The following is an 18,173-nucleotide window of genomic DNA, read 5'->3' as shown; positions in this document are numbered from 1 at the left end:
TCAGCCTTCCTGAGCAGCCGCGCTGGCCAGCTGTTTGGTAAACAGACCATACACCCGCACTTCTTCGCCGTTGTGGGCATAACGCAGTGACGGATTATCTTCACGCACCAGAGCCGCAGCCACGCGCTGATAGTGAGGTGCCGCCCAGCAGGTCAGCTGCATCGACATCAGGGTGAACAGACCGGCCTGACGATAATCGGGATGAATAGCCCCTGTTTTCGCCAGCGCCAGACGCGGCTCAGGCAACAGTGCCGCATGCTGGGCGTAGCTGATATCCGCAGCCTTCATCAATGGGCCAGCAACTTGCAGCGGACTGTAATCCGGATAACACAGGAAAAATCCGGCAATGGCGCCGCTCTTATGCCGTACCAGTACCGACGACTGCGGGCAGAGCTTGCGCGCAAAAGGCTCACCACAGGCGGCGACAAACTGTGCTTCGCTGATCGGGCTGTAGGCAAAGTTCTGGCGGAACATACGGTCGATTAACGGATACAGCTCCGGCAGATTATTCATCCAGGTGTCGCCATCCAGACGGCTGACAATAAATTCACCCTGCAATTGCTGTAACGCCTGCGCCAGTGGTTTTTCCATCTGTCGCGCCAGTGCCGGTAAATTATTATTAATGCGGGTGTAATAGCGGTAATGAATGTCGTAACCCAGCGCCTGTAACTGCTCGCCATAACTGAGCGGATTATAGGGTTCGCCGGCAAATACCGGTCCCGGCATACCGCCTTGCTCGTCGGCTAAGCGCAAACGGTACGGGCCGTAGGTATTAAAATTAATCGGCCCGTAAATACGCTCCGCCCCCTGCTCCGCGGCCCAGCGCTCAAAGCGGGCGAATAAATCCCGCTGCGCATTCAGTACCGTGTCGTTGTCGCCGCTGTTTTCCCAGAAACCGAAATAGGCAACGGCTTCATCATTAATACGCTGCTCGGGATTTAAAAAACCGGCTAAACGACAACCTTCTGCCGTTTCTGCCCAGGCACGGCCAGTGCGGAAATAATCATTTTCCGTACTGAACTGACGGCGCACTGCGGCTTCGTCTTCACCCAGCCAGAAGGTATCGTTGCTATAACGCTCACGGGCAATACGGAAAAACTCATCACTCAGTTCCGGGATGCTGTTCATGCCACCGACTCCTCGGCCGCAGACACAGACTCGGCGGCATTAAATTCCAGCCGTTCTACACGGCCACTGGAACCATCCATGCGCACCAGCTCCTGGTCGGCCAGTAATTTGGTTAACCCCGGAATGCCCACCACCGCAGGAATTCCCAGCTCACGGGCCACCACCGCCGAGTGACTGAGGGTTGAGCCACGCTCCACCAGAATACCGCCAGCGGTCGGGAATAACGGTGCCCAGCCCGGATCGGTACGTACGGTGCAGAGAATCTGACCATTTAAATTCAGCTCATCGTCCGGCGAGAAAATCAGCCGTACTTTTTGCTCAACAATACCCGGATAACAACCGGTGCCCTGCAGACTGCCATCGGCGGCTGCGGTTTCTTCCTGAGCATGCGGATATTCAAAGCGGTTATTGCAGTACAGTGGCCCACGGGTGTGGAAATGATGCGGCGGTTCATCCGCTTCGTAAGACGCGAACTCCGCACGACGGATTGCCACCAGCGGTTTTAAATCAGCAGTCACCGAGCGGCCATCGGCATAGGCGTAGATTTCTTCCAGAGTCAGATAAAAAATATCCTCGGCCTGCTCCAGCTGTGAATAAAACGCCAGCTGCTCACCGAGCTGACGGAAAATATCGCGGTACAGACCAAACATACGGGTACGCGCCAGACGCATGTTTTCGCGGTTGCGGATGGCATCGCGCAGGCGGCTTAAATCACGCTGGAATTTTTTTAAGCCACGGCGACCAAATTGCTTCTGCAACGCTGGTAATACGGCCTGCTCTGCTTCGGCACGGAAACGGGCTTCGTTTTCGGCCAGTGTCGCCAGGGTCAGATCGTCACGGCTTAAAAAGTTTTTCAGCACCGCAAACATAAAGGAAGCGTCCTGACGCAGCGTTACCGACTCCAGCTTCAGCTCGCCCATGGTGCGGTCGCCGTAGAGTTCAATGTACTGCAGACAGCGGCTGTGGAAATCCGGGAATTTTAATTGCAGCAGAACCAGAAGCTGATCGTTTGGCTGATCTTTTAAGCACGCCAGCAATTCCGGCTGCGTACGCGCTTCATCGCATAAACGCAGCAGGAATTTGGTAGGTTCAGTACTTTCGATGCCTTCTTCACCGGACAGCAGGTTGTTCTGTACCAGCGCCGGATTTTCTACGCCGAGTTTTTCCAGCCAGCGGTGTACCTTGCCATTCATCATCATTACGTAAAAATCGTTAACGATGGGCGTGGTCCAGTTATTCAGCAGGGTTTTATCCAGCGTACGGCTGAGGCTGATTAATGCATCCATGCTCAGGCTGTGCAATTTATTGCGCTCGACCCGGGCATATTCAGCGGCAAAGTGCGCGCGGAATTCAGCCACCAGTTCATCCATACGGCGGAAACGGCTGAGCATGGCAAACAATGCGCGTAACATCTGCGGCAGGCGTGCCAGTTTTTCGCGGCCACTCAGTTCGCGATCCTGAATCAGATCCACCGGATCGGTCAGGCCCATCATGCGTTCCATATCGGCTTTATTGGTACGGAAAGATGGCAGAAATAATAAACCGCGATACCAGTTGTTAATGTTGTAATACACCCGGCCACGAATCAGACCGAGCATATTTTCCAGCATATCCTGATGCTGCTGAACCACATGTTCACGCACCCCCAATAAACGCAGGGTTTGCTCGTATACGGTTTTATAAGCGCGGTTGGCAAAGCTGAAAGTCAGCGGTGTGGTTACCCCACAATAGGATTCCTGAATATTGGAATTATCCCAGACCTGCAGACGGTCGGTGTCGGGGTTCTGTTCCGGTAAACGCGTCACCGGACGCGCCTGCAGAATATAAAAGGCACCGTCTTTCAGACACCATTCAATATCCTGCGGTGCGAAATAGGCTTCCGCAATGCTGCGTCCCAGATCGCGCAGGGCAAAAATTTGCGTGTCGGTTAAACAGGCAACGGTACGTTTATCGGCGGCCACTTCCTGTTCACGGGTGCCGCCCTGTTCAGCATCCTGCACCAGACACAGGTCTTTATCGTTGACCTGTACGCTGAGTTCATTGCTGTTTAAACGCACACTGATTTCATCGGCATTGCAGTGGCCGGAAACCAGACCTTCACCACAACCCCAGGTAGCCGAAATAAAAGCTTCGCCACGATCACCATTAACCGGGTTGGCGGTGAACATCACACCGGCAACATCGGCATCAATCATGCGCTGAATAATCACTGCGGCATTAATATCGGTCAGGCCCAGACCTTTCTGAATGCGATAAGCCAGAGCACGGGCATTAAAGGCACTCTGCATCACGGTAATAATGGCCGCGGCAATCTGCTCTTCACCACGCTGATATAAGCAGCTGTCCATTTGTCCGGCAAAAGACGCCCCTTCAGCATCTTCCCCCACCACCGATGAACGCACCGCCCACCAGCCATGTGCCAATGCATCGCTGCCAATGGCTGTGCGCACATCGTCGGCAATGGCAATTAATAAACCGCCATCGCGGATTTTCTGCTGAATCCCCTGAGCAACCTGCTCCAGCGCGCTGCTGTCGGGTTTATCGCCCAGTGACGCCAGTTCGGTTTCAATCCACTGTTCAAGATTCAGCGAGCGTAACTGTGCACGGAAAGCCGCAACGGGTACCACCCACCATTGCGGCACCTGAAGACTATTAATCGCCAGAGTCTGGCGGCTTAAAAATGCCAGGTTAAAGGCTTTGCCACCGACCTGATCAGCACTCAGCGCTGCGGCCTGCAGCGCATCCAGACAATAATTAGCCGGGCTGTTTACAGTGTCTTTTTTCACAGGCTTTGATCTCCGTTTTCCAGACGCTGAATTTCCAGATCCAGCAGACGACGGAAGGTACGCACCACCCGCTCCATAAACGGATAATGACGGAAGGTATGTGCCATTACATACATAGGTACACGGTTAACAACCAGATCCCACAGTGTCAGGGTAAAGCCATAACGCCATTGTGCAGCATCCAGCGTAACGCCAGCGGCCTGTTCCAGTTGCACACGGTGACGCTCAATTAAAGCTTCCACCAGCTGCGGATCAAAATCCGGATTCAGGGTAAATACCAGCAATTCAGCCAGATCGTGTTGCGGTGCCTGAACGGTCGCCAGTTCCCAGTCGTAAGCGCAGAGTGTCAGTTCACTACCCTGACGACGGAAGGCAATATTGCGCGGATTAAAATCGTTATGGATCAGGGTTTTCGGTAAGGCATCCAGCTGCGGATACCACTGCTCCATGCTGTACACGCGATCGCGGAAGCGCTCCATATCACCGGCACTGAACCACTCCGGGAATTCCTGCTGGGCGTGGGCACCAAGCATTTCCCACAGGCGGGTTTTTTCCAGCATATTGGCGGTATTCGGTGCGTCGCAGATCCAGTCCTGAGTCAGCAGTTCGTCTTCGCGGTTCAGCCAGATACTGTGCACCTGAGCAATGCCATCAACGGCGGCATTAAAGTGTTCGGTCGTCCAGCCGGAAGTGTCGTCAGCGGAATCCATTAATTCCAGACCGTCGAGATATTCCTGCACCAGAACATAGGCTTCACGTGAGGCATCCGCCCAGGCCATATAGGTGGTCGGAGCAACACGGCGGAAACGTTCATCCTGCTGCGCCATCACTTCCAGCTCACGCACATGACAGCCACGGAAACCAACATGCTTGCGGAATTCGTTGTAAGCATGCGCCAGACGGGCATCACACATCGACGCCATAGAGTTAAGCATCAGGATAACTTCGTCATCCAGCGGCTTCACTTTAACCATTACATCCAGCGTCTGATCGGCATCGTCCAGTGTCAGGCGGAACGGATAATGGCCAACCAGCTTATTGATTTTATGTGCTGTCAGTTCGGTAATAATACTGCTGCCTTTACCCGACAGGCTCAGACTCTGCTGCGCACTGACCTGCACGTTGCGGTTTAAACCCTGTGATAATGCACGGCTGAAAAACTCCGGATTTAAATCACCGAGTTTTAACCATTCTACCGGGCGGTTACGGCCGAGTTTTTCGTGAGCGCGGGCAAACTGGTCGCTGGCAATGGCCGACAGCGTGGATAAATCCAGCGCCAGACAGTAACCGGCAATCACTTCGGCCAGTTTATGCGCACAGCCGGGGCCAGCACAGCCAATCATCTGCAGGCATTCTTTCTGCTGCGGCAGACTGGTGCCGCCGCCGACCGTACCGACCACCAGACTTGGCAGGCGCAGCGTGGCGTAAATCGCATTATCATCGGTCATTTCCATATGCAGCTGGCCGATGGCCGACTCGTGTACACAGGCAATGTCCTGACCGGTGGCAGTAAACATCGCACCGATCACGTTGGCGATATTAATATTCAGACCGACCATGCCGGCCGCAATACTGCCGCCAACAAAATGGTTATAGGCGGTGAACAGTTCGCGCGCGCTGACTTTTAATACTTTACGGCAGACATCATCGCTGAGTACGGCTTCTGCCAGTACGCGCACACCACGGCCACGCAGGAAAGAGTTATAGGTAACTTTTTTATCGTTGGAAAGGTTGGCCTCAACCATAAAGTTTTCAAACTCTATCCCTTCGAAAGCACGCATTTCGGCCAGAATCCACTGGCACGCCTGCCAGGTGCAGGTGGTGGTCATATTCTGACCCGCAGCATCACCGGTTTCATACACAAACTGTACGTGCACCGTGCGGCCCATTAATTCAGTATGCACTTCCACCAGATTGGCATAGTTCGAATATTTACGGGTTTGGGCAGCAATTTCGTTCTGATGGTCTTTTACCCATTCGGCAAAAAATAACGCCGAAGATAAATCGCTTAATACGAACACCGGTACACGCAGCATACGCTGACCCAGTACCCGAACATTCACACCACCGGCACGGGAAATCGCTGTGGCACCACGGGTAGCCGATGCCACCAGTGCACCTTCAGAAGTTGCCATAGGTGCATAAAATAAACCGTTCGCATGTTCGCCACGGATATGCAATGGCCCGGCCACACCCACCGGAATTTCTACAGTACCGATTAACGCTTCGATATTACTGACCAGCGCTTTCGGATCGAGAGTAATGTCCGCTACCCGCTCCATCGCCGCACCGGTTTCTGCGCGGACAAAACCCAGACGCTCCTGACGGGCCTCTTCGGTGTATAAACCACGCGCCGGTACTTTCGGCAACGTCAGTTCGTCGTATAAACGACCATCATCTTCTGCCGCACGCTGACGCAGTGCATAACTGATCTGCCACAGCTGACGGCTGTTTTCGGCGGTGTTTTCACCATCGGTATCGTTACGCAATACCAGACGCCATAATTTAGAATTCTGCGCGACTTCCAGTTTGCTGATGATTAAATCGCGCAGCACATATTCTTTGTCGGCCAGAACCAGAGTCACCGTGGTAAAGGCAGCATCCAGCTGCCATTGTTCGCAGGGCTCGGCCAGCACGCATAAATGGCTTTTGGAAACATCCACGGCTTCGGCATTGCGCCAGTTATCACCGCACTGCAGACGTACGCTGGCGTTCTGTTCAGGGCTGAATTCATAACGGGCTTGAGTAGTATAAACGCGGGCCTTTTTCATACGGCAGCTCCCAGCAGGTGAATGTTTAATGCAGCGGCGATAATCACCACCAGATAGCCCAGCAACATCGTCAGGGCGACGGCTTTCTCGTTATTTTCACGGCCGCTTTCATGGGGGGATTGTTTGAATTTGAAAACAGCTTTAAGAGCCAGTACCAGAACCAGTACCAGCAATACGGCATAAACCACTAATACTGCGACATCCAGCAGCCACAGTAATACCAGCTGGTTCACCACCATGGCGCAGAACAGCGCAATGACCAGATTAGCGGCACCCTGCACGCCAAGGATGCGCGAGTAAGAATCGACCGTTTCGCGCTCCTCTTCCGGGCCACGGGTTTTACGGGTAATTTCAAAACAGAAGCCGCTGATAAACGCCAGGCTCATCATCGCCATTAAAGGTGCAGAATTCAGTAGCTGCATTACCGGCAGTTGTGGTTGTGCCATCGCCGCCAGCCAGAGCACGATCAGCGGCATAATCGCCATATGGCTAAGGGCATACAGCAGCAAACGTTTTTCCAGCCAGGCGCCACAAAAAAACTCGGCACCCATTAAACACAGGTAAACAAACATCACGGCCCAGACGATCAGGGTATCGGTACCCAGAAACAGGCTCCACAGCAGCTGGGCAATGACCGCAATAATGCCCAGACTTTTCAGATGCGTCAGAGTAATGCGGCCACTCTGCAGTACACGTTGCGGGTGGTTTTTAACATCCAGCTCGTAATCTTTATGTTCATCGAAAATACGGATGGTTAAAAACAACGACCAGGTAATCAGGCAGGAAACGATATCGCTCCAGTTAAAAAACCATTCGCCCTGACTGGCACGAACAACACTGGCGGTGACCAGATAAAGAATAAAAAACAGCAAGGCATTGGCGAACGGAAAACGTTCGTCCATCCAGGCGCGGATACGGCGCAGCAACGGCTCGCCGGCAATAACAGCAGAGTTAGTCATAGAGAGGTCTCATTAATTGAATAAATCAGAAAAATTCAGTCGCGATCCAACAGCATCAGCAACAAAGGTAAAAGAATAAGATCGGCCAGTAAGGCAACGATAACCGTCAGAGCCATCAGCCCACCCATGCCCCAGGTGGGCGAAAAAGGTGACAACAGCAACAGTGCAAAACCGGCGGCCAGTACCAGGCTGGTAATAATCATGGCCACGCCAACGGTAGAAAATGCGTATTCGATGGCCGCTTCGGTGCTTTCACCTCTGGCCCTGGCGCTGCGGTACTTGGCAAGAAAATGCACGGTGTCATCAACCACCAGACCAAGACTCATACAGGCAACAATGCTCAGCCCCAGATCAACATGGCCGCTGATATAACCCCAGATACCGTAGGCCAGCAGTGCCGGCAGTAAATTCGGCACCAGACTGATCAACCCGAGGCGTACCGAACGCAGTACCAGCATCATGACCGCCGAAATTAATACCAGCGCCAGTAATGTGCCCTGAAACAGGCTGATGCTGTTACGGTCAGAAATCTGGGCAAATACCATATCCAGCCCACTGCCCGGAGCGATACTCAGCGCCGGAGTATGTTCTGCCGCCCAGTCGAGTAACGCCTGATCAAAGGCCACTAATTCACGCGATGTACGCTTGAATAAATGCACGGTAAAACGGCTGGCGGTCTGATCAATAGTAAGACGCTCATTCAGACCCATGCCAAAAGGCAGAGACATTTCGTACAGCAGCATTGCCTGAGCGACCTGCTCATCGGAAGCGGGAATGCGGTAGTAATTTTTATCGCCATCATGCAGTGCCTGATTCAGTGTCAGTAATGGCTGATGCAGACTGTCAACAAAACCGACTTCGGCAAAGGTTTCCAGATGCTCAGCCAGTTGCTGCAACTGTTGCATAGGTTCGGTACGGTACAGCGAGCCACCATCCTGTGCCGCGATGCGGTACTGAATAAAATTAACGCCGTTAAGTTTATCGTTCTGCAGATCCAGTGCCTGGCGAACCGCAAAGGATTCATCGTAATACTGATGCCACTGTTCATTGAATTTCAGCTGACTGACACCTGCTGCCAGCATCGCTGAAACAATGACCGCCCCCAGCAGTAACGCCCGCGGATGCGGCTGCAATACCCGCTGCCAGAATGTCAGCAATAAACCACTGAGCCATTGTCCGGGATGCGCCAGCGTCCGGCCCGGCTGTATTTTTGGCTGTGGTAAAACACGCAATGCAGCAATAAACAGAGTCAGACTCAGCACCGCAGCTAACAACGCGGCAAAAGCGACTAAATTGCCCAGGTCGCGATATGGCGGAGACTCACTGAAATTCAGGCACAACAAACCAAACGCAGTAGTGATCGAAGTAATCCACACCGGACGAATATTGGATTTAACCGCTTCCGCCAGTGCAGGTACTTTGCTCATACCGGCACGCAGCCCATGCTGATAGGTCGCCAGAATATGCAGGCAGTCAGCAATTACGATAATCATAATCATCGATGGCACAACACCCACCACCGGAGTCAGGCGTGCCGTTGTCAGTCCCAGCGCACCGGCCCATCCCAGAGCACCAAAGGTCGCCATTACACTCAGCAGCGTCAGGGTTAATGCCAGAAAAGTACCGGCCAGAGAGCGGGTCAGAAAAAAGATACCGGCGAAAATCAGTAAATAACTGGCTGGAATCAAGGCTTCCATATCGCGCTCTACGGCTTCAGCCAGCGCCAGATTAATAATCGCCGTACCAAACAGCTGCACATCCAGATACTGCAATTCTGTGGCGGCGAGTAATTCACGGGTATAGGCGACCAGTTCGGCGGTTGCTTTTTCGTCACCGTCCGGTAATGAAAGGCTGACAATAATTAATGCCAGATCGCCGTCTTTATTGACCAGACGATTCAGCAGATCGGGCTGAGTCCGGATATATTCCAACTCACCCGCAATATCCCAAGCAGACGCTTGCTCGGGCCGATAGAAATCATCGATATTAATATTGTCATCAGCAGACTGAATACGCTGATAATTGGTAAGAGAATCTACCCGACGGGCGTAGGGAATTTCCCAGGCGGCCTGGGTGAGTTGCGCAATTTCATTCAGCGCAAGGGGATCAAGCACAGTGGCTGACGATGACGGCTGCAACAGAAACGTCAGCGTATCCTGTTTATTAAAATCCTTTTCAAGCTGCTCAAAGCTCAGCAGCTGCGGATTATCAGCACTGAAGTAAACCCGGAAGTCTGACACAAATGACAGCTTTGTCGCCCCTGTTGTCAGACTTATTATTAGTATCATGGCGGCAACAATAACCAGCCACGGATAACGCAGTGAGAATGACACGATAAAATCCTTTTAGCCTTGCTAAAAAAAACTGGCACATCGTTTGCCATCAGCGGCTTTAGAATAATCGTTGTAACAATGCCCGGAACGGCCGCGGATATTACCCAGAGCATTCCCTTAAGGCCAGAGACAGGAACAGAAAAAATAAGAATTAATGCAACTTATCCGACAATTTTTTACTGAGGACAAATAGCATCCGGAATGCAATCACGCATCCGGACAATATTACTCACCAATCAGGACAGCTGCGCAATATCTCAGACGTTGTTAACAAATTTATAAATCTAATAATAAAGAATTATATAAACAAATCCGGGGTGGATAATTACAGCAAAACGGGCCGCAGGAAACTTTCGGAAGCGGGCAGGTTTACCGGCCAGTTGCAGAATCGGCAACAAAAAAGCCGCAGCCGGAAAACTCCGCCTGCGGCTTTAATAACAACCGGCAATATTAATGAACAGCGGCTTCAGCCCCTGCTGCCTGCTTATCAGCCGAACGGATCGCCAGCGATGCCAAGGCAGCAACCATCAGGGTCAGCCCGAGCACAAAGAAAGCCTCGTTATAAGACATAACCATGGCCTGCTGAGTTACTTCCTTCATCAAGACACCATAGCTCTGATCGGCACTGCCCCCGCCGCTCTCCAGAGCGCCTCCGAGCAGGCGCAGGTATTCCGCCAGATTCTGACTGCCACTGACCAGCGTCTGCTTAAGCTCAGCCAGATGGTAATCGGTGCGTTCCGACAGCAGGGTTGCCAGCAGAGCAATCCCCACAGCGCCGCCCAGATTACGCATCACATTAAACAGCGTAGAAGCCGAGGGTGCGTCTTTGGGGTCGAGATTCTGCGACGACATAATCGACAGCGGCACCATAATAAATGGCTGTCCCAAAGCACGAACCAGCAGTGCCGGAATAAGATAAGAGCCGTTGTAATCGATGCTCATATGCATATTCATCCACATACTGCCACCGACCACAAAGAAGCCGAAAGCCACCAGATATTTGGCGTCAATAAATTTCAGCAGACGGGGAATCAGCGGAAAGAAAGGCAACTGTGGAAAGCCGACCCACATTAATACCAGGCCAATATCCAGCGCCGTATAGTCATGTACCGATGCCAGATATAACGGCACCAGATACACCGAGCCGAATAACCCTGCACCGAGAACAAAGTACGCCACACAGGCGAGAGAGAAATCGAGACTGCGGAACAGGCGCAGGTCCACCAGCGGATGTTCCGTAGTCAGCTGTTTGCGCACAAACAGAAACAGGCTCATGGCCGAAACCAGCCCCAGCCAGCGGATATATTCGGCATCAAACCAATCGTCGCGCGCGCCTTCTTCCAGCATGATCTCCAGACAGCCCAGGCCGAGAGCCATGGTCAGCATGCCGAAAAGATCGATTTTTTTAAGCTGTTCCGGATCACCTTCTTCTTTATCCAGACCCGCCGCCAGCAACATTAATACAGCGATACCGGGAATAACATTCAGATAGAAGATGTAATGCCAGCTGAAGGCTTCGGTCAGCCAGCCGCCCAGCGTCGGGCCAATGGTTGGCGCGAAGGTCGCTGTAACACCAAACAACGCCATTCCCAGAGGACGCTTATCCAGCGGCAGCAGGGTAATAATCAGAGTAAAGGCCATCGGAATCAGCGCGCCGCCACTGAACCCCTGCACGGCACGGAAGACAATCATCGACTCCAGATTCCAGGCAAAAGAACAGGCCAGCGAGGCGAGAATAAATATCGTACCGTTCCACAGCAGATAACGCCGCGGCGATAGCCAGGCAGCAAAGAAACCACAGAGCGGAATAGCGATCATCTCGGCGACCAGATACGAGGTCGCAATCCAGGACGATTCTTCCAGCGTCGCACCCAGCGCCGCCTGAATATCCTTCAGCGATGAATTGGTAATCTGGATATCGAGAATGGCCATAAAAGCGCCCAACAGAGCGCCACTGATGGCCAGCCAGTGCTTGGGAAAGCGCTCGCTCATTCAGTAAAAACCGTCACTTCCAGCGACATGCCCGGACGCACCGCGCTCAGATCCTGATCTTCATCAAACAGAATTTTTACCGGTAAACGCTGAATCACCTTGGTGAAATTGCCGGTCGCATTCTGTGGTGGCAGCAACGCAAATTCAGAGCCGGTGGCAGCAAAGAAGCTGTCGATATGGCCTTTCAGAACTTTGCCGCCCAACGCATCCACATGAATATCGACGGCCTGACCCACAGCCATATCGGCAACCTGGGTTTCTTTAAAATTGGCGTACACCCAGATCGGTTCAGTCACCAGACTGAGCAGACGAATACCCGGCTCAACACTCTGCCCCACCTGCACCTGACGACTGGTCACAATCCCCGCACGCGGCGCACGGATGGTGGTGTAATCCAGCTCCAGCTGCGCCCGCTGTACCGCCGCCGCAGCCTTGGCCACCTCGGCAGCCAACTGTGGCTTCTCACCACTCAGCGTCACCAGATTGGCCTGCTGTGCAGCCAGCTGAGCCTTGGCCTGATTCAATCGTGCCTGCGCGGCGGCCTTATTCAGTTCGGCCGCATCCAGATCATCCTGCGACACATATTGTTTGCCCATTAACTGCAACAGGCGATCAGCCTGCTGCACCGTACGGCGCCATTCGGCATCGGCGGCAGCCACGCTGGCACGGGCGGCGACAATCTGCGATTGCTGAGCGTTCTCACGGTCGGCCAGATGCACCAGACGCGCTTCCGCCTCGGCCTGCACAGCCTCTGCCTCAGCCAGCTTCGCCTGATACAACGCCGGGTCCAGCTGCAGCAGCACATCACCTTCAGCGACCAGGCGATTGGCCGGTGCGGGAGTCGCCGTTACCGTCCCCTGAATACGGCTCATGACCGGCACGATATCGGCTTTTACATAGGCGTTATCGGTATCTTCACGGCCCTGATGCCACCACCACCAATAACCACCGGCCAGCAGCAGAATGACCAATAACGCACTGAGTTTCTGTTGTTTGGACATAAAAAACCTGAAAAGGACTACGAAAATCGTAGCAGTCTAACGGTAATGTGTTCAGTGTAAACAGAGGTTTTGTAGCCAAACTGTTTCAATATTCCGACCAATTCTGGCGAATTAGACACCTCAGCGGATAAAATAAGACAATTCCGCGCAATATTCCGGCAAATAAGCCCACAACCAACAGGATACTCCCCCTCCTTTAACTGGCGGCGCAGTCAGTTAAGCAGGTTAATATCGGCCATTTTTCTTGTATCTCGCCAATATTCTGCTATAAAGCGCCCCTCTGGAGTCTGACGGACGCCCGACTCCCGCTCTGTGAGCAATGAAATAATCCCGAGTACAAAGGAAGGATCCATGAAAACACTCTTATTTATATCAGCCCTGATACTCCCGGCCTTGTCCCTTGCTGACGGCATAAACTGCAGTAATCTCAGCGAGTGGAGTACTCCAATAGAAGGCATGCAGGTTAACCAGCATCATATTTTTTGTGGTGAACCAGCAAAAAGCGGTAATGCCAAAGGCTTTCATTCCATGCCGCAAAACCAGCCGCCCAGTGACTACCTCAGCTCACAAAAAGGGGACTCCCCGAATGCCTCCGGCATCTACACCCTTAAAAAAATTGCCCTGAGTTTTAATAAAAGTACTCACATTAAATCTTTCAGCTCCATGTTCCCGGATCACTGCACCCAGGCTCAGGTCAATGCTTCTATCGTATTTGCACAGCAAAACGCCAGCGGCAACTGCGCCAATCCGAGCTGGGCAAAATGCGGCCCGAACGCACCGGATAACGATAGCGAAAATAAATACTGCAAAGGATTTCCGGCTAAGCACTTTGAAATTGCCACAGCGGTTCTGCCGGACGACAGCAGCAAAATCAACACGGGCTTCCCGATCTACACGACAAATACTTATCCGTGAGTACAGAAAATTTTCGCTGGAGCAGCTATGACGCCAGCCCCGCGCATCAGGCATTACAGGGTTTTCTGGTTCTGGACGTACAGCATTCAGCCACACAGGCAGAAGAACTGATTACTGGTATCCGGCGCTATACCACAGGAAACATTAAAGAATTTTCCGGCTGCGGTAACGGCTATGAATTCGAATGCAACGCAGAAGGCTTTCTGCTTGATTGCTTATATCCGAGTGACAACCTGACCCCGGTTACCCTGCCCTTTCCGCTGGTGCTGACAGCACTGGAGGAATGGGCAGCGTATTGCCGCCAATAGCTATTAACCCGCTAAAACAGATACTCCAGGCCAGCCATTGTCACTTTTGCAGGATTATGGCTGCCACTTCCATGAACAAAAGACGCGTACACAGACATCCGGTAGGTAAGATAGGCGCCACCCTGTAAAGCAATCCCCTGATTAAGACCACGGGAATACTCAGTCTTAATGTAGGAATAACGATTGGGGTACCAGGTTGCATAGTAACGCCAGAGCTCTTCGTCAGAGGATCGCTTTACCGACACTTTGTTGACTAAAGCACCCGGGAAATCCGGATCACTACCCAGCATTAATGGTACGAAATAATTCAGATCTGATATTTCCTCATTAATATCAGAAAAAACCAGGCTCATACCCGCCGAAAAATACGTTCCATCCGACATGCGGTCAGTATACATCACTGCCAGTTCATCAGATGTTTTCCTGCTATCCACCTGTAAGTAATAATGATCACCTGCAATGGGAGACAATCCAGAAATATGTATGCTCTCGCCATATTTGTACTTCAGCATTGAATCCAGCTCAGTGCGACTGAAACGCACAAAGAACTCATCAATATATATTCCCAGAGACTTAGTATCTGCCGCCTGATCCGCCATCGCATCCTGACGACCAGAGAAGCTTACCAGCGCATTTACATCGGCATCCTGCGTCTCCAGTTTTGACCAGCTGAATACAAGGGGGCTTTGCGCTGAAGCCAGTGTCAGTCCTTTACCAAGATGATGACTGCTGGCATTAATGACTGATTCCTGAGTGGCGGCGGTACGGCTCAGATACACCGAACTGCTGCGGTTAAAATACTCCTGCAGCTCCATAGGGTAGTCATTACGGGTATTCACTGGCGAAAAAAATAATTTCCCTCTCAGTTTGCGGCTATCGGTCTCCATACTGTCTGAGTCGGAAGAACGTATATCAAAACCAATAAGGGCACGGTATTCTGACAAGCCATCTGCAGTGGCAAAATGGGCGAATATAACGCTGCCCAGCAGGGCAATACGCAAAGCAGAACGGAAATCCTTCAATGTAGTGCGCTCCTTAGTCCTTCAAGTCGGCGCGCATTCTATAAGCAATCCATTGCAAAGAATACTATCAATGATTGCAGCACTGACCAGCCAAAGCCTCAGTGCCGCGCTGCAGCCATACTGATTACAGGTCCTTAAGGATATCCTGACGCTTTAACTGGTATTCCTCAACCGAAATCAGGCCTTTGGATTTCAGCGATTCCAGCACCAGTAAACGCTTCTCTACGGTGCTCCAGCCCTCAGAGTCTTTTACTACAGTTTCCGCAACAATTTCCGCAACACTGACCGCTGCAGCACAACGGTAATAATCTGCCGACACTTTGGTGGTAACCACGGTTTTCATACCGGTCAGCGAAGGTTTATTACGGCGTGAGTCTTCTGACCCACGAATCAGCAGGGCATCAGCACCGGCATCCGTTGCCTGCTTTTTATGCCAGGCCAGACATTCGTCTGCCGGATTCATACTGGTGGTTGAACACACCTGCTGGGATACCAGCTCACAGGATGCTTCATCCCCCTCTGCCAGAACTCTGATTTTATCTGCCGCATAACCACTTAAAGGCAGCAGCAGAGCCAGCATCATTACACCTGGTCTGACCATGTTTATTTCCACCGTTAGAGAATCACTGACAAAACTCTACCACAGATTGACAGGCAGATTGTTGGCTTCGTTAAGGTGTTTTTAACCGCGAAAAAATCAGGGCACCTTGTTTCCTGAAAGCTTATCGTCCGCTACAAAAAGCGGACAGACTCAAGGCGGTCAAACGACTCTCCCATGCTGTAGGTAAAGGGCCGCCCCAGCTTCTCTGCAGCCATTTTCCGGCATGTGTCTTTAAGAGCAAAAATCGACATATTATTCATTTTGCCAAGCTGATGTTTCACTTCTTTTATCGGCCCTACCTGAATTTCCAGCGTTTTAATTTCACCACGGTTTAACGGCGACTGATCACTATTGGTCAGTTCAGTGGAAATAAGGGCTTCTTTATCATCGAGTTTTGTCTGTAACAGCGGATAATCCACATGGATATCCGCCGGAATATCGTAGCTGGCAAAGCCACGGTTCATCGGCTTAACCAAAGCAAATCCGGTAACCTGATTATCCTGCGACACAACCTTAATATCGCGAAAAGGCAGCAATGGCGACAGCGTCATACTGACGGTACATAATGCCTCACCGCTGCTTTCTCTGTTGCCCTGCAGCGCGGCCATATAGGTATCACTCAGGCTATATGCGATACCAATGATCACATCATCCAGTGTCAGCTCAGTATTATATTCTGCCTCAAGCGTGGCGACAGCCTCACGGTAGCTCTCGTTTTCTGTGTCCGCTATCTCACTGTCCGGCGCTTGCGGATGCAGGATAAAGCGTGCATTAAGGCTGTTGCTTCTGCCCGCGACTACGCTATCCAGTGCGGTTTTAATGGCTGTTTTCTGCTCTGTTGTAATACCACCAAACATCGGTGTGCTGAGCAATATGGTCTGGCCACGGTAATCATCTTTATCGTGGTGTATTTTTACCAGATCCGGATCGGCGCCGGCTGCGGTGAGAATACTCTCAATCTCCTGGCGGTATACCGGTTTGATCCAGCTGCCGTTACTGTAATCGACCTTATCGGCCACCACCGGGCTGCCGAATTTAAGCTCAGCAAAATCGCTGTCACAGCCGGTTAAAAGGACAACCAGAGCAATTAATGCAAACTCAGAAAACCTGAACATTTGCTATCCCGTATTGATAAGTTCGCCCGGAGTTTAAAGGTTGCAACTGATAAAGGTAAAGATAAGATCAGGTAAACGCTGCACTCACCATGCAGTTTGCGATGGCCGTCGCACTTACTATCGACACCTGCTGGCATAATCACGCAGGCCTGTTAATACCCATTAAGCCAACCTGACAGCAAACCGGATTTTCCGTAGTTTCCTGTATATCCAGATCCGGTTTAAACGGCGTTCGGATAATACGACTAACATCCAGCCAAGAACACAACAATGAACAGCAAAGCCCCTGAGCCACAGAATCATCCGCAAGACCAGAACGGCACCGATTTGCGCATGCTCCCACCGGTCAGTTATATCACCGGCTTTTGCAACCGGGTGCTGGGCAGGATTTTTATGGCCATGCTTAATGCTCCGTGGGCCAGCCTGATCATTCTGCTCAGCCTTTATCTCTGTGCGCTGATTATTGTCAATATTCCGGCACTGGATATTGCCCGCGAAAATATTTTCCTGGTCGTTATCTCACCGCTGGCGATACCGGTGTTTTTATCACTGGCGTATCTCGGCATCAGCCTTGTTCTGCTCGCTCTTTTTGCACGTAACCCCGGTACCCGTGTCAGCTGCGCCGTCATTCTGGAAGTTCTGCTTATTGCTCCCATGCTGTTGATGGCAGTCAGCGACACACGCTTATTTTTGATGCTGGGCGATACGGTGTTATTTGTACTGCTTGTTGGCAATATGGTCGCCGTTCCCTGGCTGGCTTTTCGTTATAACAAAGCCGTATTGCACCATGCTTACCTGTGTTTGCCACTGCTGGTGCTGTTAACCCTGTTTATCTGGTTTGAAAGTACCGCCGGGCTTTCATATGAAAAAATAAGCCATGAACATATCTCGGTGATCGACTGCGAATGGGTAAGAGCCAAAAGCAAAAGCGGCGCTCCCAGCGGCCCACCAATAAAAATATGTGATGTACTGGTGGCATACCGCGGTAGTGATCACCACTTTTATGGTATGCCCGCGCCGAATGGAAATATTAACTATATGGAAGCGCGGCAGGCGCTGTTCAAACATTTCAGGCTGCAATAATGAATCTGCACTGTCGCATCGCCAGAAGCCACAAATAAACAAACTGCAAACACACCCGGCCATCTGAAAAAGCAGGCCTGAGCACCTGCGCGGCGGCATGCAGCCACACACCAGAGCGCGCTATAGAGGTAGAATCCACTGTCAGAGTTCTCTTGCAAC

The 18,173-nt window shown here is 51.8% G+C and carries 13 protein-coding genes; 3 read left to right on the top strand and 10 right to left on the bottom strand.

Translation table 11 applies throughout. The features are described from left to right. The 7 genes from B3P58_RS17275 to B3P58_RS17245 all read right to left on the bottom strand — a co-directional run bounded on the left by B3P58_RS17275 (position 1) and on the right by B3P58_RS17245 (position 12,970). Entirely contained in the window at positions 1-1,128 is a 1,128-nt protein-coding gene (locus B3P58_RS17275) for a hypothetical protein (RefSeq protein WP_286719318.1), read from the bottom strand. Continuing rightward, a complete protein-coding gene (locus B3P58_RS17270) occupies positions 1,125-3,914 on the bottom strand; it encodes a phosphoenolpyruvate synthase (protein WP_286719316.1) in 2,790 nt (929 codons plus the stop codon). Before B3P58_RS17270 ends, B3P58_RS17275 begins: the two co-directional genes overlap by 4 nt. Continuing rightward, the gene (locus B3P58_RS17265) at positions 3,911-6,685 is read right to left on the bottom strand and encodes a phosphotransferase (protein WP_145465917.1); all 2,775 of its coding nucleotides are present in this window, start codon (positions 6,683-6,685) and stop codon (positions 3,911-3,913) included. Before B3P58_RS17265 ends, B3P58_RS17270 begins: the two co-directional genes overlap by 4 nt. Beyond that, positions 6,682-7,644 (bottom strand): UbiA family prenyltransferase, encoded by a 963-nt coding sequence (locus B3P58_RS17260; RefSeq protein ID WP_286719313.1) that lies wholly within the window; start codon positions 7,642-7,644, stop codon positions 6,682-6,684. The genes B3P58_RS17265 and B3P58_RS17260 overlap by 4 nt, the downstream gene beginning before the upstream one ends. Before the next feature lie 35 nt (positions 7,645-7,679). After that, the gene (locus tag B3P58_RS17255) at positions 7,680-9,977 is read right to left on the bottom strand and encodes an efflux RND transporter permease subunit (protein ID WP_286719312.1); all 2,298 of its coding nucleotides are present in this window, start codon (positions 9,975-9,977) and stop codon (positions 7,680-7,682) included. 450 nt (positions 9,978-10,427) lie between these two features. Then, entirely contained in the window at positions 10,428-11,969 is a 1,542-nt protein-coding gene (locus B3P58_RS17250) for a DHA2 family efflux MFS transporter permease subunit (protein WP_225693426.1), read from the bottom strand. Further along, complete coding sequence (locus tag B3P58_RS17245) at positions 11,966-12,970, bottom strand: HlyD family secretion protein (protein ID WP_286719310.1); 1,005 nt, start codon at positions 12,968-12,970, stop codon at positions 11,966-11,968. The genes B3P58_RS17250 and B3P58_RS17245 overlap by 4 nt, the downstream gene beginning before the upstream one ends. Before the next feature lie 351 nt (positions 12,971-13,321). On the opposite strand from B3P58_RS17245, the gene B3P58_RS17240 reads away from it, so the two are divergent. Both B3P58_RS17240 and B3P58_RS17235 read left to right on the top strand, forming a co-directional pair. Then, positions 13,322-13,885 (top strand): EndoU domain-containing protein, encoded by a 564-nt coding sequence (locus tag B3P58_RS17240; RefSeq protein WP_145465927.1) that lies wholly within the window; start codon positions 13,322-13,324, stop codon positions 13,883-13,885. Next, positions 13,882-14,193 carry a hypothetical protein gene (locus B3P58_RS17235; RefSeq protein WP_286719307.1) on the top strand — a complete coding sequence of 104 codons (312 nt, stop codon included), beginning with the start codon at positions 13,882-13,884 and terminating at the stop codon, positions 14,191-14,193. The genes B3P58_RS17240 and B3P58_RS17235 overlap by 4 nt, the downstream gene beginning before the upstream one ends. A gap of 11 nt (positions 14,194-14,204) precedes the next feature. On the opposite strand, the gene B3P58_RS17230 is transcribed toward B3P58_RS17235, so the two are convergent. The 3 genes from B3P58_RS17230 to B3P58_RS17220 all read right to left on the bottom strand — a co-directional run bounded on the left by B3P58_RS17230 (position 14,205) and on the right by B3P58_RS17220 (position 16,931). Further along, positions 14,205-15,215, bottom strand: coding sequence for a hypothetical protein (locus B3P58_RS17230; RefSeq protein WP_145465929.1), 1,011 nt, complete (start codon positions 15,213-15,215; stop codon positions 14,205-14,207). A gap of 124 nt (positions 15,216-15,339) precedes the next feature. Next, on the bottom strand, positions 15,340-15,816 hold the full coding sequence (locus tag B3P58_RS17225) for a hypothetical protein (RefSeq protein WP_286719306.1): 477 nt from the start codon (positions 15,814-15,816) through the stop codon (positions 15,340-15,342). A 131-nt stretch (positions 15,817-15,947) separates the two neighbouring features. Further along, complete coding sequence (locus B3P58_RS17220) at positions 15,948-16,931, bottom strand: hypothetical protein (RefSeq protein WP_286719304.1); 984 nt, start codon at positions 16,929-16,931, stop codon at positions 15,948-15,950. A 270-nt stretch (positions 16,932-17,201) separates the two neighbouring features. On the opposite strand from B3P58_RS17220, the gene B3P58_RS17215 reads away from it, so the two are divergent. Next, positions 17,202-18,014, top strand: a complete 813-nt coding sequence (locus tag B3P58_RS17215) for a hypothetical protein (protein ID WP_286719302.1) — start codon at positions 17,202-17,204, stop codon at positions 18,012-18,014. The last annotated feature ends 159 nt before the right edge of the window (positions 18,015-18,173 follow it).

The organism is Thalassolituus sp. UBA2009 (assembly GCF_002335285.1).
In the GTDB taxonomy this organism is placed as follows: domain Bacteria; phylum Pseudomonadota; class Gammaproteobacteria; order Pseudomonadales; family Oceanobacteraceae; genus Venatoribacter; species Venatoribacter alkanivorans.
This window is presented reverse-complemented; position numbering and strand designations above follow the sequence as displayed.

What these genes read in the sequence shown, in the direction of transcription:
- B3P58_RS17275 (WP_286719318.1), bottom strand. Translation starts at nt 1,128, where the DNA reads ATGAACAGCATCCCGGAACTGAGTGATGAGTTTTTCCGTATTGCCCGT.
- B3P58_RS17265 (WP_145465917.1), bottom strand. Translation starts at nt 6,685, where the DNA reads ATGAAAAAGGCCCGCGTTTATACTACTCAAGCCCGTTATGAATTCAGC.
- B3P58_RS17260 (WP_286719313.1), bottom strand. Translation starts at nt 7,644, where the DNA reads ATGACTAACTCTGCTGTTATTGCCGGCGAGCCGTTGCTGCGCCGTATC.
- B3P58_RS17250 (WP_225693426.1), bottom strand. Translation starts at nt 11,969, where the DNA reads ATGAGCGAGCGCTTTCCCAAGCACTGGCTGGCCATCAGTGGCGCTCTG.
- B3P58_RS17245 (WP_286719310.1), bottom strand. Translation starts at nt 12,970, where the DNA reads ATGTCCAAACAACAGAAACTCAGTGCGTTATTGGTCATTCTGCTGCTG.
- B3P58_RS17240 (WP_145465927.1), top strand. Translation starts at nt 13,322, where the DNA reads ATGAAAACACTCTTATTTATATCAGCCCTGATACTCCCGGCCTTGTCC.
- B3P58_RS17225 (WP_286719306.1), bottom strand. Translation starts at nt 15,816, where the DNA reads ATGGTCAGACCAGGTGTAATGATGCTGGCTCTGCTGCTGCCTTTAAGT.
- B3P58_RS17220 (WP_286719304.1), bottom strand. Translation starts at nt 16,931, where the DNA reads ATGTTCAGGTTTTCTGAGTTTGCATTAATTGCTCTGGTTGTCCTTTTA.
- B3P58_RS17215 (WP_286719302.1), top strand. Translation starts at nt 17,202, where the DNA reads ATGAACAGCAAAGCCCCTGAGCCACAGAATCATCCGCAAGACCAGAAC.